The organism is Pseudomonas donghuensis (assembly GCF_000259195.1).
Taxonomy (GTDB): Bacteria; Pseudomonadota; Gammaproteobacteria; order Pseudomonadales; family Pseudomonadaceae; genus Aquipseudomonas; species Aquipseudomonas donghuensis.
Window position 1 is genome coordinate 478,273 of record NZ_JH650757.1, and the last position, 25,438, is coordinate 503,710.

The 25,438-nt window shown below is 61.5% G+C and carries 25 protein-coding genes; 13 read left to right on the forward strand and 12 right to left on the reverse strand.

What is annotated here, in order from left to right:
• Positions 1 to 313, forward strand: a 313-nt coding sequence (locus UW3_RS29235; protein WP_010221086.1) for a LysR substrate-binding domain-containing protein, incomplete at its 5' end; no start/stop codon positions are given.
• 4 nt (positions 314 to 317) lie between these two features.
• Here the strand turns inward: UW3_RS29235 and UW3_RS26500 are convergent.
• The 6 genes from UW3_RS26500 to UW3_RS0104490 form a co-directional block, all read right to left on the reverse strand.
• Positions 318 to 566 (reverse strand): hypothetical protein, encoded by a 249-nt coding sequence (locus UW3_RS26500; protein ID WP_010221087.1) that lies wholly within the window; start codon positions 564 to 566, stop codon positions 318 to 320.
• A gap of 145 nt (positions 567 to 711) precedes the next feature.
• Positions 712 to 1,413, reverse strand: a complete 702-nt coding sequence (locus UW3_RS0104470) for an ABC transporter ATP-binding protein (RefSeq protein WP_010221088.1) — start codon at positions 1,411 to 1,413, stop codon at positions 712 to 714.
• On the reverse strand, positions 1,414 to 2,181 hold the full coding sequence (gene livG, locus UW3_RS0104475) for a high-affinity branched-chain amino acid ABC transporter ATP-binding protein LivG (RefSeq protein ID WP_010221089.1): 768 nt from the start codon (positions 2,179 to 2,181) through the stop codon (positions 1,414 to 1,416).
• The gene (locus UW3_RS0104480; protein WP_010221090.1) at positions 2,178 to 3,434 is read right to left on the reverse strand and encodes a high-affinity branched-chain amino acid ABC transporter permease LivM; all 1,257 of its coding nucleotides are present in this window, start codon (positions 3,432 to 3,434) and stop codon (positions 2,178 to 2,180) included. Before UW3_RS0104480 ends, livG begins: the two co-directional genes overlap by 4 nt.
• Positions 3,431 to 4,354 carry a high-affinity branched-chain amino acid ABC transporter permease LivH gene (livH, locus tag UW3_RS0104485; protein ID WP_010221091.1) on the reverse strand — a complete coding sequence of 308 codons (924 nt, stop codon included), beginning with the start codon at positions 4,352 to 4,354 and terminating at the stop codon, positions 3,431 to 3,433. Before livH ends, UW3_RS0104480 begins: the two co-directional genes overlap by 4 nt.
• 226 nt (positions 4,355 to 4,580) lie before the next feature.
• On the reverse strand, positions 4,581 to 5,708 hold the full coding sequence (locus UW3_RS0104490) for a branched-chain amino acid ABC transporter substrate-binding protein (protein WP_010221092.1): 1,128 nt from the start codon (positions 5,706 to 5,708) through the stop codon (positions 4,581 to 4,583).
• Between the two features lie 362 nt (positions 5,709 to 6,070).
• On the opposite strand from UW3_RS0104490, the gene UW3_RS0104495 reads away from it, so the two are divergent.
• Positions 6,071 to 6,376: a DUF2288 domain-containing protein gene (locus UW3_RS0104495; protein WP_010221093.1), complete on the forward strand. Its 306-nt coding sequence runs from the start codon at positions 6,071 to 6,073 to the stop codon at positions 6,374 to 6,376.
• Positions 6,377 to 6,555: 179 nt separating this feature from the next.
• On the opposite strand, the gene UW3_RS0104500 is transcribed toward UW3_RS0104495, so the two are convergent.
• On the reverse strand, positions 6,556 to 8,736 hold the full coding sequence (locus UW3_RS0104500; RefSeq protein WP_010221094.1) for a hypothetical protein: 2,181 nt from the start codon (positions 8,734 to 8,736) through the stop codon (positions 6,556 to 6,558).
• 201 nt (positions 8,737 to 8,937) lie between these two features.
• Between UW3_RS0104500 and UW3_RS0104505 the strand changes: the two genes are divergently transcribed.
• Entirely contained in the window at positions 8,938 to 9,825 is an 888-nt protein-coding gene (locus tag UW3_RS0104505) for an NAD(P)-dependent oxidoreductase (protein ID WP_010221095.1), read from the forward strand.
• Here the strand turns inward: UW3_RS0104505 and UW3_RS0104510 are convergent.
• The gene (locus UW3_RS0104510) at positions 9,725 to 12,001 is read right to left on the reverse strand and encodes a putative bifunctional diguanylate cyclase/phosphodiesterase (RefSeq protein ID WP_010221096.1); all 2,277 of its coding nucleotides are present in this window, start codon (positions 11,999 to 12,001) and stop codon (positions 9,725 to 9,727) included. The two genes, UW3_RS0104505 and UW3_RS0104510, sit on opposite strands and share 101 nt — an antisense overlap.
• Positions 12,002 to 12,279: 278 nt before the next feature.
• Between UW3_RS0104510 and UW3_RS0104515 the strand changes: the two genes are divergently transcribed.
• Positions 12,280 to 13,632: a spinster family MFS transporter gene (locus UW3_RS0104515; RefSeq protein ID WP_010221097.1), complete on the forward strand. Its 1,353-nt coding sequence runs from the start codon at positions 12,280 to 12,282 to the stop codon at positions 13,630 to 13,632.
• A gap of 114 nt (positions 13,633 to 13,746) precedes the next feature.
• Here UW3_RS0104515 and rapA read toward each other — a convergent pair whose 3' ends face one another.
• On the reverse strand, positions 13,747 to 16,593 hold the full coding sequence (gene rapA, locus UW3_RS0104520) for an RNA polymerase-associated protein RapA (RefSeq protein WP_010221098.1): 2,847 nt from the start codon (positions 16,591 to 16,593) through the stop codon (positions 13,747 to 13,749).
• Positions 16,594 to 16,712: 119 nt separating this feature from the next.
• Between rapA and UW3_RS0104525 the strand changes: the two genes are divergently transcribed.
• The 7 genes from UW3_RS0104525 to UW3_RS0104555 all read left to right on the forward strand — a co-directional run bounded on the left by UW3_RS0104525 (position 16,713) and on the right by UW3_RS0104555 (position 21,553).
• The gene (locus UW3_RS0104525) at positions 16,713 to 17,399 is read left to right on the forward strand and encodes a M949_RS01915 family surface polysaccharide biosynthesis protein (RefSeq protein WP_010221099.1); all 687 of its coding nucleotides are present in this window, start codon (positions 16,713 to 16,715) and stop codon (positions 17,397 to 17,399) included.
• 91 nt (positions 17,400 to 17,490) lie between these two features.
• The gene (locus tag UW3_RS0104530; protein ID WP_010221100.1) at positions 17,491 to 17,820 is read left to right on the forward strand and encodes a hypothetical protein; all 330 of its coding nucleotides are present in this window, start codon (positions 17,491 to 17,493) and stop codon (positions 17,818 to 17,820) included.
• A gap of 76 nt (positions 17,821 to 17,896) precedes the next feature.
• Complete coding sequence (locus UW3_RS28960) at positions 17,897 to 18,058, forward strand: hypothetical protein (protein WP_010221101.1); 162 nt, start codon at positions 17,897 to 17,899, stop codon at positions 18,056 to 18,058.
• Positions 18,059 to 18,192: 134 nt separating this feature from the next.
• Positions 18,193 to 18,309, forward strand: coding sequence for a cytochrome c oxidase subunit CcoM (gene ccoM, locus UW3_RS30105; protein WP_010221102.1), 117 nt, complete (start codon positions 18,193 to 18,195; stop codon positions 18,307 to 18,309).
• A 181-nt stretch (positions 18,310 to 18,490) separates the two neighbouring features.
• Positions 18,491 to 20,479 (forward strand): FUSC family protein, encoded by a 1,989-nt coding sequence (locus tag UW3_RS0104545; protein WP_010221103.1) that lies wholly within the window; start codon positions 18,491 to 18,493, stop codon positions 20,477 to 20,479.
• Entirely contained in the window at positions 20,466 to 20,672 is a 207-nt protein-coding gene (locus UW3_RS0104550) for a DUF1656 domain-containing protein (protein WP_010221104.1), read from the forward strand. The genes UW3_RS0104545 and UW3_RS0104550 overlap by 14 nt, the downstream gene beginning before the upstream one ends.
• Positions 20,673 to 20,683: 11 nt before the next feature.
• Positions 20,684 to 21,553, forward strand: a complete 870-nt coding sequence (locus tag UW3_RS0104555) for an efflux RND transporter periplasmic adaptor subunit (protein WP_010221105.1) — start codon at positions 20,684 to 20,686, stop codon at positions 21,551 to 21,553.
• A 4-nt stretch (positions 21,554 to 21,557) separates the two neighbouring features.
• Here the strand turns inward: UW3_RS0104555 and UW3_RS0104560 are convergent, their stop codons facing one another.
• Positions 21,558 to 22,316 (reverse strand): SDR family NAD(P)-dependent oxidoreductase, encoded by a 759-nt coding sequence (locus UW3_RS0104560; RefSeq protein ID WP_010221106.1) that lies wholly within the window; start codon positions 22,314 to 22,316, stop codon positions 21,558 to 21,560.
• A gap of 125 nt (positions 22,317 to 22,441) precedes the next feature.
• Between UW3_RS0104560 and UW3_RS0104565 the strand changes: the two genes are divergently transcribed.
• On the forward strand, positions 22,442 to 23,359 hold the full coding sequence (locus tag UW3_RS0104565; protein ID WP_010221107.1) for a LysR family transcriptional regulator: 918 nt from the start codon (positions 22,442 to 22,444) through the stop codon (positions 23,357 to 23,359).
• Here the strand turns inward: UW3_RS0104565 and UW3_RS0104570 are convergent.
• On the reverse strand, positions 23,298 to 24,512 hold the full coding sequence (locus UW3_RS0104570; protein ID WP_010221108.1) for a GAF domain-containing sensor histidine kinase: 1,215 nt from the start codon (positions 24,510 to 24,512) through the stop codon (positions 23,298 to 23,300). The genes UW3_RS0104565 and UW3_RS0104570 overlap by 62 nt on opposite strands.
• Positions 24,513 to 24,699: 187 nt before the next feature.
• On the opposite strand from UW3_RS0104570, the gene UW3_RS0104575 reads away from it, so the two are divergent.
• Entirely contained in the window at positions 24,700 to 25,023 is a 324-nt protein-coding gene (locus tag UW3_RS0104575) for a DUF2025 family protein (protein ID WP_010221109.1), read from the forward strand.
• Between the two features lie 97 nt (positions 25,024 to 25,120).
• On the opposite strand, the gene UW3_RS0104580 is transcribed toward UW3_RS0104575, so the two are convergent.
• Positions 25,121 to 25,438 (reverse strand): amidase family protein (locus UW3_RS0104580; RefSeq protein ID WP_010221110.1); only part of this gene is annotated, 318 nt, incomplete at its 5' end.

Consider the following 25,438-nt stretch of genomic DNA (forward strand, 5'->3'; position numbering starts at 1 on the left):
AGAGTGGTTGTATCACCAGCAGCACGAACTGTTGCGGGTGCAAGTGGCTGGCAGCTTTGCCAGCAATCATTACAGCTTGCTGAAGAAGGCGGCGCTGCTGGGCGCGGGGGTTGCCCGCCTGCCGTCGTACATGCTGCATGCGGAGCTCGCTGACGGCCGCTTGCAGTGGTTGCTGCGCGACTATCAGACGCGCAGCGTACCGTTGTTTCTGGTGCACCCCTATCAGGGCGGGATGCCCAGGCGGGTCCAGGTGCTGGCCGATTACCTGCTGGCCTGGTTCCGGCGCAGCAGCCAGGCGCTACGGACCCTTTAGGGCGTTACATCTTGTCGTCGTGCATTTCGTTTTTCATCATCTTGTCGTCCTTGGGCATCTTCTTGTCCATTTTCTTGTCGTCGCTCATGTCCATCTTTTTGTCGTCGGCCATTTTCTTGTCCATTTTCATCTCCTTGTCCATGCTCGCTTCCTTGCTCATGTTCATGTCGTCGGCTGCGTGTACCGCAGGCAGGAAGGCCAGGCTCGAACCCAGGGAGAGGATGAGTGCGGCGGCGCTGAGGGTCTTGTTCATGATGAGACTCCAGTAGTCAGAGGAGGCAAGAGCCAGCGGTTCTGGCTCACCTGCAGCACTAGAGTCCCTTGCCGTGGAGGCGTTACAGCGGGCAAGAAAAAAGGCCCGAAGGCCTTTTCCCAGTTGGAGCATGCAACTTTGGCGATCAACCGCCCAGGTAGGCGTCGCGAACCTTCGGGTCGGTCAGCAACGCTTCACCGGTACCTTCCATCACCACCCGGCCGTTTTCCAGCACATAGGCACGGTCAGCGACTTTCAGCGCCTGGTTGGCGTTCTGTTCGACCAGGAACACCGTCACGCCATCGCGGCGTAGCTGCTCGATGATGTCGAAGATCTGCTGGATGATGATCGGCGCCAAGCCCAACGATGGCTCGTCGAGCAATAGCAGCTTGGGCTTGCTCATCAGTGCACGGCCAATGGCGAGCATCTGCTGTTCGCCGCCGGACATGGTGCCGCCACGCTGGCTGAAGCGCTCCTTCAGGCGCGGGAACAGTTGCAGGACCTTGTCCATCTGCTCCTGGTAATCGCCCTTGCTGGTGAAGAAGCCGCCCATGGCCAGGTTCTCCTCCACGGTCAGGCGGGCGAACACGCGGCGGCCCTCAGGGACCACGGCGATGCTCTTGCGCATGATGTGCGAGGACGACTGGCCGACCAGCTCTTCGCCCAGGTAGCGGATACTGCCGCTGTGGGCCTGCGGCGAGCCGCAGAGGGTCATCAGCAGGGTCGACTTGCCGGCACCGTTGGCGCCGATCAGGGTGACGATCTCGCCCTGGCGGATCTCGACGTTGACGCTGTGCAAGGCCTGGATCTTGCCGTAGAAGGTGGAAACGTTTTCGAACTGCAGCATTTACGCTTCCCCCAGGTAGGCTTTGATCACTTCAGGGTTGTCGCGGATCTGTTCCGGCGTACCGTCGGCCAGGGGCGTGCCCTGGTTGATCACCACGATGTGGTCGGAGATGCTCATCACCAGCTTCATGTCGTGTTCGATCAGCAGCACGGTGACGTTGTGCTCCTCACGCAACACGCTGATCAGCGCCTTGAGGTCTTCGGTCTCCTTCGGGTTCAGGCCCGCCGCCGGTTCGTCGAGCATCAGGATCCGCGGGCGGGTCATCATGCAGCGGGCGATTTCCAGGCGCCGTTGCTGACCATAGGCCAGGGTGCCGGCAGTACGGTTGGCGAACTCGGTGAGGTTGACCTTGTCCAGCCAGAACTGGGCGAAGTCCATGGCTTCGCGCTCGCTGCGGCGAAACCCCGGGGTCTTCAGCAGGCCGGAGAAAAAGTTGGTGTTCAGGTGCCGGTGCTGGGCGATCAGCAGGTTCTCCAGGGCGGTCATCTCTTTGAACAGACGCACGTTCTGGAAGGTCCGCACCACACCCTTGCGGGCGATCTGATGGCCGGCCAGGCCCTGGATCGGCTGGCCGTCGAGCAGGATGCTGCCGGCGCTCGGCTTGTAGAAACCGGTCAGGCAGTTGAACACCGTGGTCTTGCCGGCGCCGTTCGGGCCGATCAACGCCACCACCTGTTTTTCCTTGACGGTCAGGGCCACGCCATTGACCGCCAACAAGCCGCCGAAGCGCATGCTCAGGCCGCTGACTTGCAGAATTTCGCGGCTCATCGACGCAGCTCCATATGTGGACGTTGCATAGGCAGCAGGCCTTGCGGACGCCAGATCATCATCAACACCATCAGCGCACCGAACATCAACATGCGGTATTCGCTGAAGTCACGCATCAGTTCCGGCAGCAGGATCATCACAATGGCCGCGAGGATCACGCCCAGTTGCGAGCCCATGCCGCCGAGCACGACGATGGCCAGGATGATGGCCGACTCGATGAAGGTGAACGACTCCGGTGTCACCAGGCCCTGGCGGGCGGCGAAGAAACTGCCGGCGAACCCGGCGAAGCAGGCACCCAGGGTGAACGCCGAAAGCTTGATCACGGTAGGGTTCAGGCCCAGTGCGCGGCAGGCGATCTCGTCTTCACGCAGGGCTTCCCAGGCGCGACCGATCGGCATGCGCAGCAGCCGGTTGATCACGAACAGCGCCAGCAACGCCAGCAGCAGTGCCACCAGGTAGAGGAAGATCACCTTGTTGATCGAGTTGTACTGCAGGCCGAAGAACTCGTGGAAGGTCTGCATGCCCTCGGCGGCCTTGCGTTCGAAGGTCAGGCCGAAGAAGGTCGGTTTCTCGATGTTGCTGATCCCGTTGGGACCACCGGTCAGGCCGGTGAGGTTACGCAGGAACAGGCGGATGATCTCACCGAAGCCCAGGGTCACGATGGCCAGGTAGTCACCGCGCAAGCGCAACACCGGGAAACCGAGCAGGAAGCCGAAGGTCGCCGACATCAGGCCGGCGATCGGCAGGCAGATCCAGAAGCTCAGGCCGTAGTAGTGCGACAGCAGGGCGTAGCTGTAGGCGCCGACGGCGTAGAAGCCGACATAACCCAGGTCAAGCAGGCCAGCCAGGCCGACCACGATGTTCAGGCCCAGGCCCAGCAACACGTAGATCAGGATCAGGGTGGCGATGTCGACCGCGCCGCGCGAGCCGAAGAACGGCCACACCAGGGCCACGGCGATCAGGCCGAGGATGATGTAGCGCTGGGTCCGCGGCAGGGTCAGGAAGTGGCTGACCTTGGGCGATACCAGCGGGCCCTTGGGCGCTGACTTCATCAGGCCGCTCCACTGCTTGTCGAACAGCACGCGCAGGAACATCAGCACCGAGCAGGCGGCGATGATCGACAGGGTCAGTGGCCCTTGGCCGTGCACTTCCAGGTTGATGCCGACAATGCTGAGTTTCAGGCCAAGTACCGGGAAGGCCACGGCCCAGACCAGCAAGGCGCTGAAAAACGCCGATTTGAGATGTCTGTTCATACTTTTTCAACCTCCGGACGGCCGAGAATGCCGGTCGGACGGAACAACAGCACCAGAACCAAAAGGCCGAACGCCACAACGTCCTTGTACTGGTCACCGAAGATATCGGCGCCAAAGGCTTCAGCCACCCCCAGCACCAGCCCGCCGAGCATGGCGCCCGGAATGCTGCCGATGCCGCCCAATACCGCCGCGGTAAAGGCCTTCAGGCCCACCAGGAAACCGGCGTTGGGGTTGATCACCCCGTACTGCATGCTCAGCAGCACGGCCGCCACCGCCGCCAGGGCGGCACCGATGACGAAGGTCAGGGCGATGATGTTGTTGGTATTGATACCCAACAGGTTGGCCATCTTGATGTCTTCGGCACAGGCCCGGCAGGCCCGGCCCAGACGCGAGCGGGAGATGAACAGGGTCAAACCGGTCATGGCCACCAGGGTGACGATGAAAACCAGGATCTGCATGTAGGAGATCAGCACTTCCTCTGCGCCGCCCGGGCCGAAGGAGATACTTCCAGGGATCAGGTTGGGGATGGACTTGTCCTTGGAGTCCTGGGATAGCAATACGGTGTTTTGCAGGAAAATCGACATGCCGATGGCAGAAATCAGCGGGATCAACCGGTTGCTGTTACGCAACGGACGGTAGGCGACCCGTTCGATACTGTAGCCATAGGCACTGGTAACGACGATCGTCGCGATGAACGCGGCGGTCATCAGCAGCGGCAGTGAATCGATACCCATCATGGCAAGCCCGGCAAGGGCGATGAAGGCCACGTAGGAACCGATCATATAGACCTCGCCATGGGCGAAGTTGATCATTCCAATGATGCCGTAAACCATTGTGTAGCCAATGGCTATCAAGGCATAGGTGCTGCCAATGGTCAGACCATTAACCAGCTGTTGGAAGAAGTGATAGATCTCAGGCATTACAGCGCTCCTAAAAACCTGATACGCATTTCACTGGTGGGGATGCCCCGGCCCGGTCTTGTGGTCTTGGCCACTTCGGCACAGGCAACTGCCAGCGAACCGCTGGTGACGGTTTTAAGATTTTCAGGTGAACCTGCTCCCGGATCGCGGGAATCAGGCCCATGAACCTCGTAAAACAAAGCCCACTGCTCGCACAGTGGGCTTGTAGTCATATAGTCAGACGGGATTACTGAGGAGAAACTTCGGTTTTAGGTTTGCCGAAATGCCATTCGTAGACCACGAATTTGAAGTCTTTCAGGTCGCCCTTGGCGTCGTACGACAGGTCGCCGGTCGGGGTCTTGAAGGTACCGGCGTGGATGGCCGCAGCCACCTTGTCGGAGTCTTCGGACTTGGCGGCCTTGATGCCTTCGGCGATCAGCGTGACAGCCGAGTAGGCCGGGAACACGAACGGGCCGCTAGGGTCTTTGCCGTCGGCCTTGATGGCGTCAACGATGGCCTTGTTCGCAGGGTCGGCGTCGAAGGACTTGGGCAGGGTGACCAGCAGGCCTTCGGAGGCGTTCTGGGCGATTTGCGAGATGGAGTCGTTACCGACACCTTCCGGGCCCATGAACTTGGCTTTCAGGCCTTTTTCCTGGGCTTGGCGCAGGATCAGGCCCAGCTCTGGGTGGTAGCCGCCGTAGTAGACGAAGTCGACGTTGGCTTGCTTGAGCTTCTGGATGATCGAGGAGAAGTCCTTGTCACCGGCGTTCAGGCCTTCGAACACGGCAACCTTGGTGCCTTTGCCTTCCAGGGTCTGCTTGACCGCGGTGGCGATGCCTTCACCGTATTGCTGCTTGTCGTGCAGCACGGCAACCACTTTCGGCTTGACGTGGTCGGCGATGTAGTTGCCGGCGGCAGGGCCCTGGGCGCTGTCCAGGCCGATGGTGCGGAAGACCAGCTTGTAGCCGCGAGCGGTGATTTCCGGGCTGGTGGCAGCCGGGGTAATCATGATCACGCCTTCGTCTTCGTAAATGTCGGAAGCGGGTTGGGTGGAGCTGGAGCACAGGTGGCCGATCACGAACTTGACGCCATCGTTGACCACTTTGTTGGCGACTGCCACGGCCTGTTTAGGGTCGCACGCGTCGTCGTATTCCTTGGCTTCAAGCATCTTGCCGTCGACGCCGCCCTTGGCGTTGATGTCCTTGATGGCTTGTTTGGCGCCAACGAACTGCATGTCGCCGTACTGAGTGACCGGACCGGTTTTCGGGCCGGCGATGCCGATCTTGATGGTATCGGCTGCAAACGAATGGCTGGCAACCCCGGCCAGAACCATTGCGGCAAACAGCTTGGAAATCTGCTTAGTAGCCTTACTCATAGTGCTCCACTCATTCTGTTGTAATTTTTATAGTCCTGGCGGCCAGAGCTTGAGGACCGGATCAGGTTCCATCGGAGGCCACGCCTCGTCACGGACCCGGATAACCCCCGGATTGGCCCTGGCAACTGTACCGGTACAGTGTAGAGCGCTGCTTTGTCGCTTGAAAAGCAGGCCCGCTGGGGCAAAAACCAGGGGTGTCGCCTAATCGACAGAAAGTTACATAAACGCGCCACTGCTTTGCCTGTTTCACTGGCCGAGTCCGGGCATTTACCACCTTGTCGATCAATTACTTATTTTGAAACTGGGTTTTTCTGCAAAAATACCGACCTTTATTGCGGTCGAATTATTTCTGGTAGGAACCCATGACTGATCAACCAAGCACCCTCTATGCCAAATTGCTCGGCGAGACAGCAACAATCGAGTGGAAAGCGCTGGAGCGTTTTTGGGCCAAGGGTGACCTGATTTGGGTCGACCCGAGCCTGGACCTGATCGAAGTTGCGCAGGCAATGGCCGAAAACCGTAGCGAAACCTTTGCTGCATGGCGTAATGCTGGCACTGTCGGCGCGGTCACTACAGAGCAGGCGCTAGACCTTCAGAGCCGCGATCCAGAGATCTGGGCAGTGGTGGTTTCGCCGTTTATCGTGATTCAGGAAAAGACCAACGGCTGATCGCGCGCCAAAATGGTGCGTGAAAATGCACAGCGAGAAGGTTTTGGTGCTCGGGACTGTTCAGCCGGGGTGGCTGTTGGTAACAGTTGAGTGTGCCGAGAGAGTGCGGTAACAGTCTGATCGCGGGGCAAGCCCGCTCCTACAAATGTAGGAGCGGGCTTGCCCCGCGATGCTTTCAATCAGTAATCCACTTTGCCGGTGTGGCTGTTCAACGAGATCACCCGGGTCTTGCCGATACGGTGACGGTAAATCTCCCGCAGGTACTTCACCGCTTTCTTCACGCATTCGCGTGACAGCCGGATGTCATTGATCGAGACGAACTTGCTCTTGTCGTTGATCAGCTCGCGGTACTTCTTCTCGTACATCGGTTTGATCGCATACCAGTTGGTATCGAGAATCTTCGCCGGGTTTTCGAACTCGTTGAGCAGGTCGTCGATGCGGTCTTCGTCGAAGGCCTCGCTGGTGATGAACTCGAGGATGGCGTTGTCCAGGGTATCGTCGAAACGGTACGGATTACGCGCGAAGCAACGCTTGATGAAGGCCACGATCAGGGTCAGGAAGTCGTCCGACAGGCACGGGCTCTTGGCGATCAGAGTGGTCAGCGAGAGGTTGGCCGAGGCGCCGATGACCAGCGCGTAGCGCTTGAGCGTGGTGTTGGGGAACAGGCTGTTGAGGTGCGTCTTGAGCCGGTTCAGGTCCATGTACGACAGCTTGTAGTCCTTGGGCAGCGACACGATCGACACCACCGACGAACAGTTCTTGAAGAAGTGCAGGTCGTGCAGCGCTGCCGCGTCATAGCCGGAGGCCTGGTACTGCTCGAGGGCGGCGCGGTAGCGCCGGGACTCGATCGGCAACAGGCTGATGCCTTCGATCGCCTGGGTCACTTTGTTGAAGTGCGGCAGGTCGATGGAGCGGAAGAACAGGTCGTCGATGTTCAACCGTGGCTGTTCTTTCTCGAACACTTTGAATTTGTCCGAACTTGGCGACGGCTGTTCCGGTACCACCGATTCGGCATAGGCGATGGCCACGGGGCCGGCCAGGCTCATGAACAGGTCGTTGGCATCCAGGCGGATGGTTTCGCCAATGTCGATGCCGGCGCGACGGAAGTAGTTCTGGTCGTAGTCGGTGGTCACCGCCTGGGCGGTGAGGATGTTGAAGATCTGCTGGGAGATGTACTGGTTGGCGTGCTTCTCCATGGCATTGACGTCGATGTTCTGGATGTTGCCGTCATCGTTCTCTTCGGCGTAACGCATGATGTCGTTGGAGATCAGCATCATGGCGTTCCACGGGCGGATACGGCCCATGACGCTGGCTTCGCTGCTGTCTTCATTGTCGAAGTTGTAAGAGAAATCCCATTCCTCTGACAGGTACTTACACAGCAGCCGGCCAGCGTTGATGTGCAGGGCTTCGGACATTTCACTGCGGTGATCGGAAATGTTCGGCAGCACGCAGATGCCGCTGGTGAAGATCGGCTCGAAGACAAACGAATGGCCGCTCTTGCCGTCGTTCTCGTCGGCCGGCTTGGTATCGAAGGTCTTGTTCATGTACGAGTATTGCTGGGCCAGGCCGAACTCCGACGCCATCCCCGAGCCGGTACCACCGCCGGCGCTGAAGATGTAGAAGTACAAGCGCGACTGGTTGGCCTTGATCCCGCAGGAGTCGATCAGGTACGAGTGGATCAGCTTCCAGTCGGCGCTGGAAAAACGGTGGGTTTCCTTGTTGAGGATGATCTTGGCCAGGTACTGGCCGAGAATCGGCGCGTTACCGGCACCCCCGGCATGGACTTCCGAGAGGTCCATGATCTTCATCTTGCTGTAATCGCGGATAAAGCCGCTCTTCTCGCCCTTGCGCGAGAAGCGGATGCGCCCGGCGATGTCCTTGTCCAGGTCACCGAGCATGACCAATGGCTCTACCAGGAATACCGGTTTGGTGCCCTTGTTCTGCACCAGGCGCAGGTTGTTGCGAATCCAGCGTGCCGGGCTGTAGTTCGGTTCGTTGCCCGCGCGGTCTTCGTTGTTGAATTCGTTGAGGTAGAAGGTCCTGGCGTTGTATACAAGTTCTGCGACATCCAGGGCGATGTTCGAGCCACAGCGACCCAGGCCAATCAGGCACACCGAAGGGAACTGCTGGTCCAGGCGCAACTGGGCGTCGTCTTCGACGTGCACGCTGGGCGGGAACACCAGATCGCGCAGGCCGTCGAGGTTGTCGAGGATGCGCTGGATATCGGTTTCGGTGAAATACAGGTACTGCTGCGGGTTAAGCGCCCGCGGGCTGTAGTAACTCGAGCCGGGAGCGCTGTACGCGGGAGTGGATGAAGTCAGCTCGGAAACCGCGTTGGCAGAAGTAGTCTTGGAGGTCATTTTGCGCCATTTGCCTGGGGGTGGGTGGCTGTTCTAGTAGGTAGCATAGAGCCATCACTGGATGAGGTTCGCGACTGTATCAGTGCGCATTTGGCGTGAGCGATAGGGGTTAACCCTAGGCCTTTGTAGGAGTTTTCCTTGCCACGCCTGCAAACTGAATCGTCCGATCAGTCAACTTCTTTAATCTGTCTGGAGCTGTACATGAGCACTGCACGTCCTTCGTTGGGGTTTGCCGGTATCGGTCTGATGGGCTTGCCGATGTGTCGGCGGCTGTTGGCGGCGGGTTATCCGCTGACGGTGTGGAACCGCTCAGCGGACAAATGCGCCGAACTGGTGAAGGCCGGTGCCCGCCAGGTGGCGACCCCGGCCGAGCTGTGCCAGCACGCCGATGTGTTGATGCTGTGCCTGGCCGACACGGCGGTGGTGCGCGAGGTGGTGTTTGGCGAACAGGGCATCGTCGAGGGCGGCAAGGCCGGCCAGTTGCTGGTGGATTTCTCCAGCCTCGAACCGACAGCCACCCGCGAGATGGCCCGCGAGCTGGCAGCGAAGACCGGTATGAGCTGGCTCGATACTCCGGTTTCCGGCGGCACCCCGGGCGCCGAAGCCGGCACCCTGGCGATCATGGCCGGTGGCGCGGTGCCAGACCTTGAGCGGGTACGCCCGGTGCTGCTGACCCTCGGTCAGCGGGTCACGCACATGGGGCCGGTAGGGGCAGGGCAGGTGACCAAGGCTTGCAACCAGATGATCGTTGCCTGCAACGCGCTGGTGATTGCCGAGGTGGTGGCGCTGGCCGAGCAATCGGGAGTCGATGCCAGCCTGATCGCCGAAGCGCTGGCCGGTGGTTTTGCTGATTCAAAGCCGCTGCAGATACTCGCCCCGCAAATGGCCGAAAGCCGCTTCGAGCCGGTCAAGTGGCACGTGCGCACCTTGCTCAAGGACCTCGATAGTGCGGTGAAATTCTCCCGCGAACAGGCTTCGGCGACGCCGATCAGCGGCCTGGCCGCCCAATTGATGCGCTTGCATGGTAGTCAGGGCTATCTGCAAAAAGATCCGGCGACGCTGATTGATCTGTACCGGCATAAGGATTGAAGCTGCTCTGCCTCTGCTGATGGCGCTGGTTGAGCTCGCCAAGGATCGGCCGCAGTTCGCCCAGCGGCACTGGCCGGCTGAGCAGGTAACCCTGGACGAAGTCGCAGCCTTGCTGGGCGAGGAACTGGTACTGCTCGACGCTTTCGACGCCTTCGGTGATCACCTGCAGGTGCAGGGTGTGAGCCATGACGATGATTGCCTGGACGATTTCCATGTCCGGTCGGCAACGTGGCACTTCCTGGATGAACGAGCGATCGATCTTCAGCGTGTCCAGCGGCAGGCGCTTGAGGTAGGCCAGTGACGAGTAGCCAGTGCCAAAGTCATCGATTGACAGCGATACGCCCTGGGCGCGAATGCCCTTGAGCAGGGCGATGGTGTTGTGAATGTTGCCCATCAGCGCGTTTTCGGTGACTTCCAGTTCCAGCTGGCGCGCCGAGATCCCGGCCTGGCGCAGGGCATCCTCGATTTCACGGCCCAGCTCTTCACGGGCCAGGGTCAAGGCCGAGCAGTTGACTGTCACCTTGAGCCCGTCATACCCGTGGCGGATGAGCTGAGCCAGGTCCGCGCAGGCATGGCGCAGCACCCACAGATCAAGTTCGGCGATCAGGCCATTGGCTTCGGCAATACCGATAAAACGGTCCGGGCTGAGCAGGCCGTGCTGTGGATGTTGCCAGCGCACCAGCGCTTCGAGCTTGGCAACCTGACCGCTATGCAGGTCGAAAATCGGCTGATAGTGAATGCGCAGGCCATGCTCTTCCAGCAGGGCAATACGCAGTTCCTCTTCCAGTTGCAGTTCGAGGGTGGCGCGGGTTTTCAGGTTGCTATTGAAGAAGTTCAGGTTGTTGCGCCCGCAGCCCTTGGATTGGTACAGGGCCAGGTCGGCGTTTTTCAGCAGCTCTTCGCAGGTACGGCCGTCGTCGGGGAACACACTGATACCGATGCTGGTGGTCATCACCATGCGCCGCCCGGCCAGGTCGATCGGTTCCTTCATCTTCTGCATGATGCGCTGGGCCAGGTGCCGGGCTTCGTCGCGGCTGTGCAGGGCAGTAAGGATGCAGAACTCATCGCCACCAAACCGGGCGACCACGTCCTGGCTGCGGGTGGCAATCTTGATATGCGCGGCAATCACCTTGAGCAACTCGTCGCCAGCGTCGTGGCCGAGGCTGTCATTGATGCGCTTGAAATGGTCGATGTCGAGAAACATCACCGCCAGCATGCCGTCATTGGCCGTTTGTTCGGCCAGGCGCTCGGCGAATACCTGATTGAAGCCACGACGGTTGACCAGGTTGGTCAGGGCATCGTAATGGGCGGCCTGCTGCAGGGAGACTCGGGCCTGGTCGAGCTGGCTGAGCAGCACGTTGACCCGGCGCAGGTCGTGTTCCTTGCTTTGCAGCTTCTTGTCCGACAGTGCGGCGCTGATGCTGCTGGCGCTGATCAGCAAGGTAATGAAGGCAATGGTCAGGCTCAGTTGCAGGCTATTGTCGCTGACTGGCAGCGACAGCGGGGTATCGGGGGCGATCACCAGGGTCAATGCCGCCATCCCCAATAAATGGGTGCCGACAATGCCTGCAGCCATCAGCACGCTGGCGCCGTACTTCATCAATTGATAGAGGCTGCCGCTGCCATTGCGCAAATAGCGGGCGAACAGCAGTGCCGCGAGGCTGGTGGCGATGGCCGCGGCAACGGAAGCGGCAAACAGGTCGGGACGATAGAACTGCTGGGCGCTGGAGCGCATAGCCGCCATGCCGGCGTAATGCATGGCGATAATCCCCAGGCCGAAGCACACCGCCGCTTGCAGGTAATGGCGCGGCAGCAGCTCCTGGCGGCCCAGGGTATTCATGGCCATCCAGCCGGCCAGCAGCATGATCAGCAGCGAAGCGCCGGTCAGGGCGACGTCATAGTGCACTTCCAGTGGTGTTTGCAGGGCCAGCAGGCTGACGAAGTGCATGGCCCAGATGCCGCCGGCCAGGCAGCAGGCACCGAGCAGGCGCCACCGCCGCTGAGCCGCGGGCAACTCAACGTGGCTCAGGCGCTCGGCCATGTCGAGGGTGGCAAAGCTGCCGGCACAGGCGATCAGGAATGCAAGCAGCACCAGGTAGGGGTTATGCCTGCAATCGAGAAGGATCTTTCCGGTTGCCGGAAGTTCGGCGAGCATTTCTAGCCCCAGCCACTCCATAGCATCCCTCTTAGTCGAGTGTGCACTCGTCCCCCAATAGCCTGCTCGGAGACCGTTCTGCAGGAGTATAGGAACTCGGCATTAGTCCATCCTGATTAATGGCACATTGACTCCTACGATTTGGTCATTGAGGCAATAGCGCCGGGTTCTAAAACTGCAAATGCTTACAATTACCCGGTATCAGTGCGGTCAATGATGGCAGACAGATCGTCGAGGGCCCTCTAGATTCAGCTCGGCGTACTGGAAAGCCCCGAACAATAATAACGAGGGACTGATCGATGCAGAGCTCCACTCAAGCGGCGAACGCCTGGCGAATCCTGTTTCTGTTGTTTCTGGCCAACCTGTTCAACTTCTTCGACCGCACCATTCCCGCCATCATCATCGAGCCGATCCGCCTGGAATGGCATTTGAGCGATTTTCAGATCGGCTTGATCGGGACGGCGTTCACCCTGGTGTATGCGATTGCCGGATTGCCGTTGGGGCGCTTGGCCGATAACGGCTCACGCAGCAAGTTGATGGGCTGGGGGCTGATGGCCTGGAGCGGGCTGACGGCGGTCAACGGCATGGTCGGCAGTTTCTGGAGTTTTTTGCTGGTGCGCATCGGCGTGGGCATTGGTGAAGCCAGTTATGCGCCAGCTGCCAACTCGCTGATTGGCGACCTGTTCCCCGCTGAACGGCGGGCGCGGGCCATGGGCATCTTCATGCTCGGGCTGCCGTTGGGGTTGTTGCTGGCGTTCTTTAGCATCGGCGCCATGGTCCAGGCGTTCGACAGCTGGCGGGCGCCGTTCTTCATCGCGGCGGTGCCAGGGCTGTTGCTGGCGCTGTTCATGTTCATGATTCGCGAACCGGCGCGCGGGGCGGCGGAGCCGGTGGCGATTTCCCAGGCGCCGCTGGACCGGCCGTTGCGCCGGGTCCTGAGTGTGCCGACCTTCTGCTGGTTGGTGCTGGCCGGCCTGACCTTCAATTTCGCCACCTACGCGTGCAACTCGTTCATGGTGCCGATGTTGCAGCGTTACTTCCTGTTGTCGCTGCAGCAGGCAGCGGTGGCCACCGGGGTGATCGTCGGCTTGACCGGCTTGGTGGGCTTGACCCTTGGCGGCTGGATTGCCGACAAGCTGCACCAGCGCTTTGCCAATGGGCGCTTATTGTTTGGCGCCTTGAGCATGCTGATTGCAACCCTGGCCACCGCCTGGGCGCTGCATGCCGGGCGGATCGAGATCGGTGTGTTCGTGGCTGTGTTCGGCGTCGGCTGGTTGTTTGCCTACAACTTCTATACCTGCGTCTACACCGCGATTCAGGATGTGGTGCAGCCGCGTCTGCGAGCGACGGCGATGGCGTTGTTCTTTGCCGGGCTTTATCTGCTGGGCGGCGGCCTGGGGCCGGTGGTGGTCGGTGCGCTGTCGGACCATTTTGCCGTGGCGGCGATGCAGGCGGCGGGGCAGGTGCAGATGAGCGAGGCATTCAAGGCTGAAGGCCTGCATGGGGCAATGTACCTGATACCGGTGGCGTTGATGCTGACGCTGGTGTTCCTGCTGCTGGCCTCGCGGTGCTTTAGCCGCGATGCGCAGAGGATGAGGGAAGGGATGCTGGCAGACAGTGAGGGGGGCGCGGGCAAACTTGCGCAGGCCTGAGGGGCCTCATCGCCAGCAAGGCTGGCCCCCACAAGGTTCAATGTTTGCCTGCAATCTGCAGGTTGATAAAGATCCTGTGGGAGCGGGCTTTGCCAGCGATGAAAACGGCGCGGTTTATCCGGCGACCAACACCCGAATTGCTTCCAGGCGCAGCGCCGCTTTCTCCAGCATTGCCAGGCCTTGTTCACGCTGCTTGCGCAGGGCTTCGATTTCGCTGTCGCGTACGGTCGGGTTGACCGCTTGCAGCGCAGTCAGGCGCGCCAGCTCTTCGTCGGTTTCCGCCGCCAGGCGCTGCTGCGCTTGGGCAACACGCTCGGCATGGCGCGGCATGATCTTGGCTTCGCCGCTGTTGATCCGCGGCGCCAGTACGTCGCGCTGGGCCTGGATGAACTTGTTGGCGCTGGCCTTGGGCACGCTTTCGAGCTGGTCGTTGAGGGTTTCGAAGGACACCCGCGAAGCCAGGTCGTTGCCATTGGTGTCGAGCAGGCAGCGCAGGGCGGCCGGTGGCAGGTAACGGCCCAGTTGCAGGGCGCGTGGGGCCACCACTTCACTCACGTACAGCAGTTCCAGCAGCACGGTGCCGGGCTTGAGCGCCTTGTTCTTGATCAGCGCCACCGAGGTGTTGCCCATCGAGCCGGACAGTACCAGGTCCATGCCGCCCTGGACCATCGGATGCTCCCAGGTGATGAACTGCATGTCTTCGCGTGACAGCGCCTGGTTGCGGTCGTAAGTGATGGTCACGCCTTCGTCGTCGCCCAGCGGGAAGCTGGCGTCGAGCATTTTTTCGCTCGGCTTGAGGATCAGGGCGTTTTCCGAGTGGTCTTCGCTGTCGATGCCGAAGGCGTCGAACAGGGTTTCCATGTAGATCGGCAGGGCGAACTGGTCGTCCTGTTCGAGGATCGCCTCGACCAGCTCCTGGCCTTCACCGGCGCCACCGGAGTTGAGTTCGAGCAGACGGTCGCGGCCGCTGTGCAGCTCGGCTTCGAGGCGCTCGCGCTCGGCGCGGGCTTCGTCCACCAGCGCTTGCCATTCGTCATCGTCACCGCTTTCGAGCAGCGGCAGCAGGCGCGGGCCGAACTGATGCTGCAGGGCGTTGCCGGTTGGGCAGGTGTTGAGGAAGGCGTTCAGGGCCTGGTGGTACCACTGGAACAGCCGCTCTTGCGGGCTGTTCTGCAGGTGCGGCACGTGCAGTTCGATAGTGTGCTTCTGGCCGATCCGGTCCAGACGGCCGATACGCTGCTCGAGCAGGTCCGGGTGGGCGGGCAGGTCGAACAGCACCAGGTGATGGGCGAACTGGAAGTTGCGGCCTTCACTGCCGATCTCCGAGCAGATCAGCACCTGGGCGCCGAATTCTTCGTCGGCGAAGTAGGCGGCGGCGCGGTCACGCTCAAGAATGCTCATGCCTTCATGGAACACCGTCGCGGGAATACCGGAACGCACGCGCAGGGCGTCTTCCAGGTCCATGGCGGTTTCGGCGTGGGCGCAGATCACCAGGACCTTGACCCGCTTGAGCATCTTCAGGGTGTCGATCAGCCAGTCGACCCGGGGGTCGAAGCGCCACCAGCGCTCTTCTTCGCTGCCTTCGCCCTGGGACTGGAAGGCCACTTCCGGGTACAGCTCGGCGTGTTCGCCCAGCGGCAGCTCCATGTACTGGTCGGGGTTGGGCAGCGGGTAGGGGTGCAGGTTGCGCTCAGGGAAACCCTGGACGGCGGCGCGAGTGTTGCGAAACAGTACGCGGCCGGTGCCGTGGCGGTCGAGCAGCTCGCGGATCAGGCGGGCGCTGGCCTGGGTGTCGCCATCGTTGACCGCGGCCAGCAGGGCTTCGCCTTCGGCACCGAGGAAACCTTCGATGGTGGCGTGGGCCTGGGGCGACAGGCGGCCTTCGTCGAGCAGTTCCTGTACCGCTTCGGCTACCGGGCGATAGTGTTCGCTTTCGGCGCGGAAGGCGGCCAGGTCGTGGAAACGGTTCGGGTCAAGCAGGCGCAGGCGGGCGAAGTGGCTGTCCTGGCCCAGTTGCTCCGGAGTTGCGGTCAGCAGCAGGACGCCGGGGATGACCTCGGCCAGTTGCTCGACCAGGGCGTACTCGGGGCTGACCTGGTCTTCATGCCAGACCAGGTGGTGCGCCTCGTCGACCACCAGCAGGTCCCAGCCGGCGGCAAACAGCGCGTCCTGCGCCTTCTCGTCTTCTGTCAGCCACTCCAGGGCGACCAGCGCCAGCTGGGCATCCTCGAAGGGGTTGCTGGCGTCGCTTTCGATAAATCGCTCGGCATCGAACAGCGCGACCTCAAGGTTGAAGCGCCGGCGCATTTCCACCAGCCACTGGTGCTGCAGGTTCTCCGGGACCAGGATCAGCACGCGGCTGGCGCGGCCCGACAGCAGCTGGCGATGGATCACCAGGCCCGCTTCGATGGTCTTGCCCAGGCCCACTTCGTCGGCCAGCAGTACCCGCGGAGCGATACGGTCGGCCACTTCCCGGGCGATGTGCAACTGGTGGGCAATCGGTTGTGCGCGGGTGCCACCCAGGCCCCAGAGCGACGACTGCAGCTGACGGCTGGTGTGCTCCAGGGTGTTGTAGCGCAGCGAGAACCACGGCAGCGGGTCGATCTGCCCGGCAAACAGGCGGTCGCTGGCCAGGCGGAACTGGATGAAGTTCGACAGCTGGGTTTCCGGCAGGGTGCGAGCCTGATTCTGGGCATCGAGGCCGTGATAGACCAACAGGCCATCGACGTCCTCGACCTCGCGCACGGTCAGCTTCCAGCCCTCGAAATGAGTAATCTGATCGCCAGGCGAGAAGCGCACCCGGGTCAGGGGCGCATTGCGCAGGGAGTACTGGCGGGTGTCGCCAGTGGCCGGGTAGAGCACGGTCAACAAGCGGCCGTCCTGTGCCAGAACGGTCCCCAGACCTAGCTCGGCTTCGCTGTCGCTGATCCAGCGTTGCCCCGGTTGATACTGCTGCGCCATACTGCCTGACTCCCGCCATGAAAAAGCCGACTATCTTAACGGATAGCTCTGTGCAGACCAAAGAGTCTAGCAACTTCATCGACGAAAACCGCTGTCGCCATTGAGGGCCCGATACAGCCATGCCGATCTCCAACCCGTGGTTCATCCGAACGCTGGCCGTGGCGGGACTGCTACTGCTGGGGGCCTGTGACAAGAAAGCTTTCGAAATACTGGCGCCGATTCCCCCCGGGCAGCTCGAGGCGCTGGGTGTGCAATCGCCCGTCCAGAGCGTGCATTACCGCGACCGCGAAGGTGAAGGCCTGCTGGTGCTCAGCCGCAACGATGACCAGGTCCGTGACGAAGAAACCGATCAGGACGTTGACCGGGTGCAGCTCAGCGCCACGCTCTACGGTCGCCAGGACGATGACAGCTTCAAGCCGCACTGGAAAATCGAAAACGACACTACTTGCGCCGGGCTCGACCTGGATGTCGGCTTTTATACCGATGTCAGTGGCGTCAGCGATCTCAACAACGACGGCCTGGCCGAACTGACGGTTGCCAGCCACGCCTTTTGCGGTGGCGGTGTCGATCCCCTTGAACTGCATGTCGAGCTGCGGGAAGGCCAGGCCAGCTATGCTATCAATGGCCAGTCGCTGATCGCCATCGAGGGCGAGGAGCCTTTTGGCGGTGAGCGTGAAGACAGCCCGTCGCTCAAGAGCGCGCCGCAAGTGTTGCGCGATCACCTCAACGAGGTCTGGAACAAGGTGCTCAAGCGCCCGTGGAGCGAAAGCCAACCCACCCCGGCGGACGAGGCGGACGATCAGTAGCCGGCAATTGTGAAGCGGCCCGCACATTTTACCGGCACTGGCTCAAGGCCCATGGCCATCAGCCGACACACTGGCGACAGGAGATCATCCCATGCTGCCGCCCCTCATCCCGCTCAGCGCTGCACCCGTGACCCAGCAACTGGACCCGGTAAAGCCGACGCCAGATATCAAGCCCGTGGTCCCGGCCCAGCCTACTTCCAGCGACAGTACAATCGACCTCAAGCAGCGTGACCCGGAGCAGGCGGCGATCCTCTTGCGTGAGGAGCAGCGCCGTCAGCACCGCAGGCGCCAGTCGAGCCAGGATGAAGAACTGTACCAACCGCTGCCTGGCGATGAAGTCAACGCCGACAACACCGTACCGGTGGCGCCGTTGATAGGCGAGCAGCCACGCCAGGGGCTGCTGGTGGACATCGAAGTCTGAGGATACAAGCGCTACTGGTCAGCGCCGGCCGCAGCCTTCATCATTGCAGCACTGCAGTCAGCTTTCCGAGCCCACCATGAGCCAAGACGACAACCTGATCGACCTCGGTGCCGAACGTGCACGCCGGGTCCACGACCTCAATGAAAAGCGCCTGAACGAAGTTCGCCAGGCGTTCGAGCAGGCCATGCCGCTGGGCAAGGCGAAGAAGAAGCCCAAGGGCAAACCCAAGAAGCGTTGAAAACTTGATGCAGGTCAAGCCTGTACCCGCCTTGCGCGCCCGCTTCCGGGCGCTATTGACCTCGGTCAATTTCCTTCCCCGAGCCATTCGTTACCTTAAGCCCATCGGACAGGTGCAGGCAAATGGAGGCCGACATGTTCTTCGATAATGTGGTTATCGCTGGAGTGATTACAGTCGGTCTGATGCTGATGTTCTTCGTCGGATTCGGAATTTTCATCTGGAAAGATTCGAACAAGCGCAAAGAGCGCTGATCCTTTCCAGTCACGGGCACGCAAGGCATTTAGGGCGACTTCGGTCGCCCCTTTTTTTTGCCTGTGAAAAAACCTTTAATCAAGCACTGGACTATTAATAGTTAGCTAGCTAATAATTGAGCCCTGAACTTCTCGCTTCATCCTGACTATCTTTACAACACCGTCGTTCAAGGTGCGTCCCGTGCCCATCACGTTGCAGGCCCTGCTGGCGCCAAACACATCCGCTGTGCAATTTGCCCTCAAGACGCTGCTTGGCGGTGGCTTGGCCTTGTGGCTGGCGCTGCGCTGGGGGCTTGAGCAGCCGTCCTGGGCATTGATGACGGCATTCATCGTTGCCCAGCCATTGTCGGGCATGGTGGTGCAGAAGGGCCTGGCGCGGCTGCTGGGCACGCTGGTCGGGACCGTCATGTCGGTGTTGTTCATCAGCGCCTTCGCCCAGACCCCATGGTTGTTTTTGCTGGCCCTGGCCTTGTGGCTGGCGCTGTGTACCGCCTGTTCGACCTTGCTGCGCAGTGCCTGGGCCTATTCGTTCGTGCTTGCCGGTTACACGGTGGCGATCATTGCCTTGCCGGCAATCAACCATCCGCTGCTGGTGTTCGACCAGGCGGTGGCGCGTTGTACCGAAATCTGTCTGGGGATTGTCTGCGCGACGGCCACCAGCGCCTTGCTCTGGCCCATGCGTGTCGAGCAACAATTGAGCGGGCAGGCGCGCCAGGCCTGGCAAAGCGGGCTACAGGCCGCCAGTGCCGCCTTGAGTGGCGAAGAACAGGGGCGCAAGGGGCTGCTGGAGATTCTTGGGCGCATCGTCGCCGTTGACTCCCAGCGCGAGCATGCCTGGTTTGAAGGCAGCCTCGGCCGCCAGCGCGCTCGGGCGATTCGCGGGCTGAGCCAGAAGCTGCTGGTGCTGTTGCGTATTTCCCGCTCGGTGCGTCGGCAATGGCGGCAACTCGATGAGCAACAGGCGCAGCACATGGCCCCTTGGCTTGAGGAGGTCCAGGCGCTGTTGGCCCATCCCGATCAGGCCAGCCTGTTGCTGCTGCGCCAGCGCGTTTGGGATGCAGCCCACGATGAGCGCATCAGCTCGGCCGAACACTACTGCCTGGCGCGCCTGACCTTGCTGCTGGATAACGCCATGGCCGCGACCCAGGCTTTGCGCGGGGTGGAGGAGGGCAAGCCGGCCGCCGATGTGCCCGACGGCCTGGCTGCCCATCGCGATGTGTCGCTGGCCCTGCTGTTCGGCTCGCGCAGCGCCTTGGCATTTTTGGCCATGGCCAGCTTCTGGCTGGCCACTGCCTGGCAGGCGGCTCCCGGTGGGTTGGTGCTGACCTGCGTGGTCTGTAGCTTATTCGCCAGCCGCGAGAACGGCGCGCAGATCGGCATGAGCTTTTTGCGCGGGATCCTGCTGGCGATACCGGTGGCGTTTGTGGTCGGGCAAATCTTGCTGCCGGAGCTCAGCAGTTTTGCCATGCTCTGCCTGGCCATGGGCGTGCCGCTGTTCTTTGGCGCCTTGGGCATGGCCAACCCGAAGATCGGCGCCACCGCGACTTCTTATTGCCTGCATTTTATCGTGCTGGTAGCGCCGCTGAATGTCATGAGCTTCGATGTCGCCAACTTCTTCAATAGCGCCCAGGCCATGCTGATGGGCGTCGGCGCCGCAGTGCTGGCGTTCAAGTTGCTGGTGCTGCGCAACCCGGCCTGGCATGGCAAGCGCCTGCGCGCCGCCACTCAGAGCGACCTGGTGCGCCTGACCCGCCGTGAGCTGCGGGGCGCCGACAGCTGGTTCGGCGGGCGCATGGCCGATCGCTTGCTGCAACTGGCCCGGCATTACAGTGCCTTGCCCGAACATGAGCGCGGGCGCTGGGATGATGGCCTGCACGGCCTGGATATCGGTGACGAACTGCTGCACCTGCGCATGTGCCTGGCGGTTGCCCAAGCGCCGGTGGTCACGGCCGAGCGCCAGTACCTGCAGCAACTTGAAGCGGTATTGGCCAGCGGCCCGGCCCCGGGGCGCGGCCAGTGCCTGGACGCGGCTAGCGAGCAGTTCATCGAGGCGCTGCAACATGTTCCAGGCAGTGACCCGCTGCGCCTGGCCATTGGCGCCGTGCTGCAATTGCAGAAGAGCTGGGGCAAGTGGTGCCGTCGGCAGGAGGAAATCCATGGGCTTGCGTGAATGGGCGCTGGGCGGTGTGCTGCTCAGCCCGTTTCTGGTTTATGTGTTGTTGGCCTTGCTGCTGACCGGCGTGGTGCGCCTGCTGTTGCGTTACACGCCGTTGGGGCGTTGGGTCTGGCATGAGGCGTTGTTCGACTGCGCGCTGTTCGTTTGTATTCTGACCTTGGTGACCCACGTGCTGGGGCCGTTATAAGGAGTGTGACCATGCGTGCTGCTGTACGTATCGCAGTAACCCTGTGCCTGGTGGCGGTGGCCATATTTGCCGGCTGGAAGCTCTGGCAGTACTACATGCTCACGCCCTGGACCCGTGATGCGAAGATTCGTGCCGACGTGGTGATCATCGCCCCGGACGTGTCCGGCTGGGTGCGTGAGCTGAAAGTGCATGACAACCAGCAGGTCAAAGCTGGCGAGCTGCTCATGTCGATCGATCGCGACCGCTTCGAAGCCGCCCTGGACAAGGCCAACGCCGTGGCCGAAACCCGCCAGCAGCAACTGCGTCTGCGTGAACACGAAGCGTCGCGCCGTGCCGCCCTGGGGCCCCAGGCGATCAGCGCCGAACTGCGCGAGAACGCCCAGATCAATGCTGCCGTTGCCCGTGGCGAACTGCGCGAGGCGCAAGCCGAGGTCAAGGTCGCGGCCATCAACCTGGCGCGCAGCCAGGTCAAGGCGCCGCGCAGCGGGCACATCACCAACCTGCGCCTGGCCGAAGGCAACTACGTCAATGCCGGGCAATCGGTGATGGCCTTGGTGGATGACTCGACCTTTTACGTACAAGCCTATTTTGAAGAGACCAAGCTGCCGCGCATTCATGTCGGCGACCCGGTCAAGGTCTGGCTGATGAGCGCTGGCGAGCCGATGCAAGGGCATGTCGAAAGCATCAGCCGCGGCATTACCGACCGCAACGCCAACCCTGACAGCCAGTTGCTCGCCGAAGTTGAACCGACGTTCAACTGGGTGCGCCTGGCCCAGCGCATTCCGGTGCGGATCAAGCTCGATCAGGTGCCGGATGGGGTCAACCTGAGCGCCGGTATGACCGCCAGCGTGCAGGTGCGCGAGGACCAAGTGCAGCATTGAGCGCTTACAGGAACATCCCGCCCGACACTTCCAGGCGCTGACCGGTAATCCAGCCGCCGCCATCGCCCAGCAACAGGGCAACTGCGGCGCCGATATCGTCCGGCAGGCCGACTCGCCCCAGGGCGGTGTTGCCGGCGATGAAGTCATTGACCTCATTGTTATCGCGCACCACGCCACCGCCGAAGTCGGTTTCGATCGCGCCCGGCGCAAGTATGTTGACGCGAATGCCGCGGGCGCCGAGTTCCTTGGCCTGATAGCGGGTCAGCACTTCCATGGCGCCTTTCATCGCGGCATAAGCGGCATAGCCGGGCAGGGCAAAGCGGGTCAGGCCGGTGGAGATGTTGACGATCCGGCCCTGGTCGGCAATCAGCGGCAGCAGGCGCTGGGTCAGGAAAAACGGGCCCTTGAGCTGGATATTGAACAGCTGCTCGAACTGCGCTTCGCTGGTTTCACTGAACGGCGCGTTGATACCGATGCCGGCGTTGTTCACCAGAAAGTCCAAGTGCTGGCGGCCGAATACCTTGTGCAGGGTTTCGCTCAACTGCTGGGCAAAAGCCTCGAAACTGGCGCTGTTACCCACGTCCAGTTGCAACATGGCCGCACGCACGCCGCTGGCCTCGAGGGTTTTAACCAATGCCTGGGCCTCATCAGCCTTGCTGTTGTAGGTACCGATGATGTCGATGCCCTGGGCGGCCAGGTGCAGGGCGGTATTCTTGCCCAGGCCGCGGCTGGCGCCGGTGATCAGTGCGAGTTTGCGGGTCATGGTGTGGTCCTCGTGGTCGAGCCGGTGGCTGAAGTTGGGAGGAGTTTATTGGTCGGTTACTGGCTGATAAATCCATGGAAATCGGAAATACTGATCGGGTAGTCCGAACAGTTGAGCGTTCATCCATGAACAAGCTGGAACTGCTGCGCACCTTTGTACGGGTCAGCGAATTGTCGAGTTTCACCCACGCCGCCGAGAGCCTGGGGCTACCGCGTTCGTCTGTTTCCGAACAGGTTCAGGCCCTGGAAGCGCTGCTCGGCGCGCGCCTGTTCAATCGCACCACGCGGCGGGTGCAGGCCACCCAGGATGGCCTGCAACTGTACGAGCGTAGCAAAGACCTGTTGGCGCGAATGGATGAGCTCGAAGGGCTGTTTCGCACCGATGCGGCAACGCTCAGTGGCCGTTTGCGCATCGATTTTCCGACCTTGGTGGCGCGGCGCATCATTCTGCCGAACTTGCCGCAGTTCATGGACCGCCACCCTGGCCTGACGCTGGAGATCAGCTGCACCGATCGTCAGGTCGACCTGCTACGTGAAGGTTTTGATTGCGTGCTACGCATCGGCACGCTGAGTGACCTGAACCTGGTCGCCCGGCCCCTGGGCAGCCTGCGCATGCTCAATTGCGCCAGCCCCGCGTACCTGGCTCGTTTTGGTACACCGACCAGCCTTGCGGATTTATCCAACCATCGGTTGATTCACTATGTGCAGCATCTGGGGGCGCGCAGCCCGGGCTTTGAGTATGAACAGGACGGCGCGACGCTGTACCAGGCCATGCCCGGGGGCATTACGGTCAACAGCACCGAAGCCTATGAAAGTGTCTGCCTGGCCGGGCTTGGCCTGATTCAGGCGCCGGCTGCCGGGCTGCGCGAATTCCTGGATCGCGGCGAACTGGTGCCGGTACTGCAGGCCTTCAATGCGCCACCGATGCCGGTGTCATTGCTCTACGCCGGGCAATTGCACCTGCCACAACGGGTGCGGGTTTTTATGGAGTGGCTGGCGCAACTGCTTCAGGCTCAACTCGATCCAGTGGCAGGCGGAAGGTAAACAGCGTTCCGGCTTCGGCGCTCGATACCACTTCCATGCACCCGCCGTGGGCCAGGGCAATCTGGTTGGCAATGTACAGGCCCAGGCCAAGACCGGGTTGCGGTGCATCGTCACGTGGTCGTGAAAAGGGCTGGAACAGTTGCGCCATCACCTGCGGGGCAATCGGTTCGCCCTGATTGTGCACACCGAGGACGAACACCCGATCGCGGATGTCCGCCATGACATTCACGGGGCTGTCGGCAGCGCCATGGGTCAGGGCATTGGCAATCAGGTTGGACAGCAACTGGGTGACCCGCTCGCGGTCGCAGTGCATGTTGCCGAGGTTGCCGATGTTCAGGTGTATCAAGCGCTCCGGGTGCACCCGTTGCAGCTCCGAAGCCACGTGGCTGAGGGCTTCGGCCAGGTCCGGGCAGGGCTGGACGTTGATCATGATGCCGTTGCCCAAGCGCCCGCGGGCAAAATCCAGGACATCGCGCACCAACTGGTTGGCGCGTCGTCCGCAGGTCAGGATGTGCTGGGCGATGGCGCGGCTTTTTTCATCCTGCAGGCGCTGGCTGAGCAGTTCGGCGCCTGCGGTAATGGCGAACAGTGGATTGCGCAGGTCGTGGCCGAGCACGGCGATGAACTGTTCACGCAGTTCGGCGATGGCGCGCTCTTCTTCCAGGGCCTGTTCGGTTTGCTGGACGTTCTCTTCGCTTTCAATCTGGATCGACAACAGGCGGGCGAAGGACTCCATCATTGGCTGGATGGCACTGCCCTTGAGCTCGGCGGGCAGAGGGTCAAGGGCGCAGATGGTGCCGAAGAAGCTGCCGTCGGTGCGAAACACCGGCACGGAAATGTAGCTCTCGAACTTGTAGATGCGCGGGGTGTGGTGGTTGCAGTACTGCTCGTCTTCGCTGGCCTTGTCGATCACGATGGTCTGGTGGCTGGCGCGGATCTCGTGGCACAGGGTGGTGATCAGCTCCAGTTCGCCGCCGACTTTCAGGCCAAAGCCCAGTGAGTCGAGCACGGCGCAAGCCGTCCAGCTGCTGTCGGTAACCCGGGCGACCGCCGCGAAGCGCATGCCGGTGGTCTCGCAGATAACCTGCAGGATGGCAGGTACTGCATTGATACGGCTGATCGTGGCGATATCTGAAGTGACGGCGGTGCTCATGAATCATCCACGTTCGCTGACTACTGGAGGGCGTTGAGTAGGTTAAGTCTAGCGAGCAACAGCTGCTTCGGTGAAAAAATCCTTTACCGGATGCGATGAATTTCCATTAACCTTGACCTCGAGTTGCCCGCCAGAGCGCAACCCCTTTCGCCCAGCGTGCCAATCCCCTTTTCAAGTGAGGTTTGACATGCACATCACATCCCAGGACATCTGCGCCGCCGCCGACCAGCTCAAGGGCTTTGTCGGTTTTCACCGCAAGCTTGGCAAGCATATCGTGCGTTTCAGCGAAGACTCGTTCGGCATGGACGTGGCTGACGACAGCATCACCCCCAGCAGCGAGTTTGTCTGGCAGGCCGGTGACGGCGAGATCATGACCTTGAGCCGTGCCTTGATCGAGGTTCTGCTGGCGCAGAATGTCGATGAGCGGCTCAATGTTACCGAGCCGCTGCGAATTTACCTGCGCCGCAAGGATTTGCCGGAGATTGCCGCACAGCGGCGGTTGCGGGCCTGAGGCGAGACCGCACTGGGCGCATCGCTGGCAAGCCCGCTCCCACAGGGGGTGGTGCACGCCGATCTACACTGGGAGTCGGCCTTGCCGGCGGTGCTTTTCAAGCTGACGCTGCCCAGACTGGCGGGATTCGCCCGCTCCAGGGCAGCGACTGTTCCAACTGCCCGGCCAGGCTCAGCAGCAGACGCTCACCCGCTGCACCCGCGGTAAACTGCATACCGAGCGGTAAGCCGCTAGCCGCATCCTGGTACAACGGCACCGACATCGATGGCGTACCGCAAATGTTCGCCAGGGCAGTGAAGGGGGAGTGATTGAATACCCGGTGCATCCAGCCCAGCCCATCGACCTGTTCTTGACCTGCGTTGTAGTCGCCGATGACCGGCGGCAGCTCGCTCAGGGGCGGGCTCAGCAACAGGTC

Bases quoted from the DNA above. Each gene is read 5' to 3' on its own strand.
- UW3_RS0104495 (WP_010221093.1), top strand. From the start codon at position 6,071: ATGACTGATCAACCAAGCACCCTCTATGCCAAATTGCTCGGCGAGACA.
- UW3_RS0104555 (WP_010221105.1), top strand. From the start codon at position 20,684: ATGCGTGCTGCTGTACGTATCGCAGTAACCCTGTGCCTGGTGGCGGTG.
- UW3_RS0104470 (WP_010221088.1), bottom strand. From the start codon at position 1,413: ATGCTGCAGTTCGAAAACGTTTCCACCTTCTACGGCAAGATCCAGGCC.
- UW3_RS0104505 (WP_010221095.1), top strand. From the start codon at position 8,938: ATGAGCACTGCACGTCCTTCGTTGGGGTTTGCCGGTATCGGTCTGATG.
- UW3_RS26500 (WP_010221087.1), bottom strand. From the start codon at position 566: ATGAACAAGACCCTCAGCGCCGCCGCACTCATCCTCTCCCTGGGTTCG.
- UW3_RS0104480 (WP_010221090.1), bottom strand. From the start codon at position 3,434: ATGAACAGACATCTCAAATCGGCGTTTTTCAGCGCCTTGCTGGTCTGG.
- UW3_RS0104500 (WP_010221094.1), bottom strand. From the start codon at position 8,736: ATGACCTCCAAGACTACTTCTGCCAACGCGGTTTCCGAGCTGACTTCA.
- UW3_RS0104490 (WP_010221092.1), bottom strand. From the start codon at position 5,708: ATGAGTAAGGCTACTAAGCAGATTTCCAAGCTGTTTGCCGCAATGGTT.
- UW3_RS0104575 (WP_010221109.1), top strand. From the start codon at position 24,700: ATGCACATCACATCCCAGGACATCTGCGCCGCCGCCGACCAGCTCAAG.
- UW3_RS0104570 (WP_010221108.1), bottom strand. From the start codon at position 24,512: ATGAGCACCGCCGTCACTTCAGATATCGCCACGATCAGCCGTATCAAT.
- UW3_RS0104525 (WP_010221099.1), top strand. From the start codon at position 16,713: ATGCCGATCTCCAACCCGTGGTTCATCCGAACGCTGGCCGTGGCGGGA.
- livH (WP_010221091.1), bottom strand. From the start codon at position 4,354: ATGCCTGAGATCTATCACTTCTTCCAACAGCTGGTTAATGGTCTGACC.
- UW3_RS0104515 (WP_010221097.1), top strand. From the start codon at position 12,280: ATGCAGAGCTCCACTCAAGCGGCGAACGCCTGGCGAATCCTGTTTCTG.
- UW3_RS0104530 (WP_010221100.1), top strand. From the start codon at position 17,491: ATGCTGCCGCCCCTCATCCCGCTCAGCGCTGCACCCGTGACCCAGCAA.
- UW3_RS0104560 (WP_010221106.1), bottom strand. From the start codon at position 22,316: ATGACCCGCAAACTCGCACTGATCACCGGCGCCAGCCGCGGCCTGGGC.
- rapA (WP_010221098.1), bottom strand. From the start codon at position 16,593: ATGGCGCAGCAGTATCAACCGGGGCAACGCTGGATCAGCGACAGCGAA.
- livG (WP_010221089.1), bottom strand. From the start codon at position 2,181: ATGAGCCGCGAAATTCTGCAAGTCAGCGGCCTGAGCATGCGCTTCGGC.
- UW3_RS0104550 (WP_010221104.1), top strand. From the start codon at position 20,466: ATGGGCTTGCGTGAATGGGCGCTGGGCGGTGTGCTGCTCAGCCCGTTT.
- UW3_RS0104565 (WP_010221107.1), top strand. From the start codon at position 22,442: ATGAACAAGCTGGAACTGCTGCGCACCTTTGTACGGGTCAGCGAATTG.
- UW3_RS28960 (WP_010221101.1), top strand. From the start codon at position 17,897: ATGAGCCAAGACGACAACCTGATCGACCTCGGTGCCGAACGTGCACGC.
- UW3_RS0104510 (WP_010221096.1), bottom strand. From the start codon at position 12,001: ATGGAGTGGCTGGGGCTAGAAATGCTCGCCGAACTTCCGGCAACCGGA.
- ccoM (WP_010221102.1), top strand. From the start codon at position 18,193: ATGTTCTTCGATAATGTGGTTATCGCTGGAGTGATTACAGTCGGTCTG.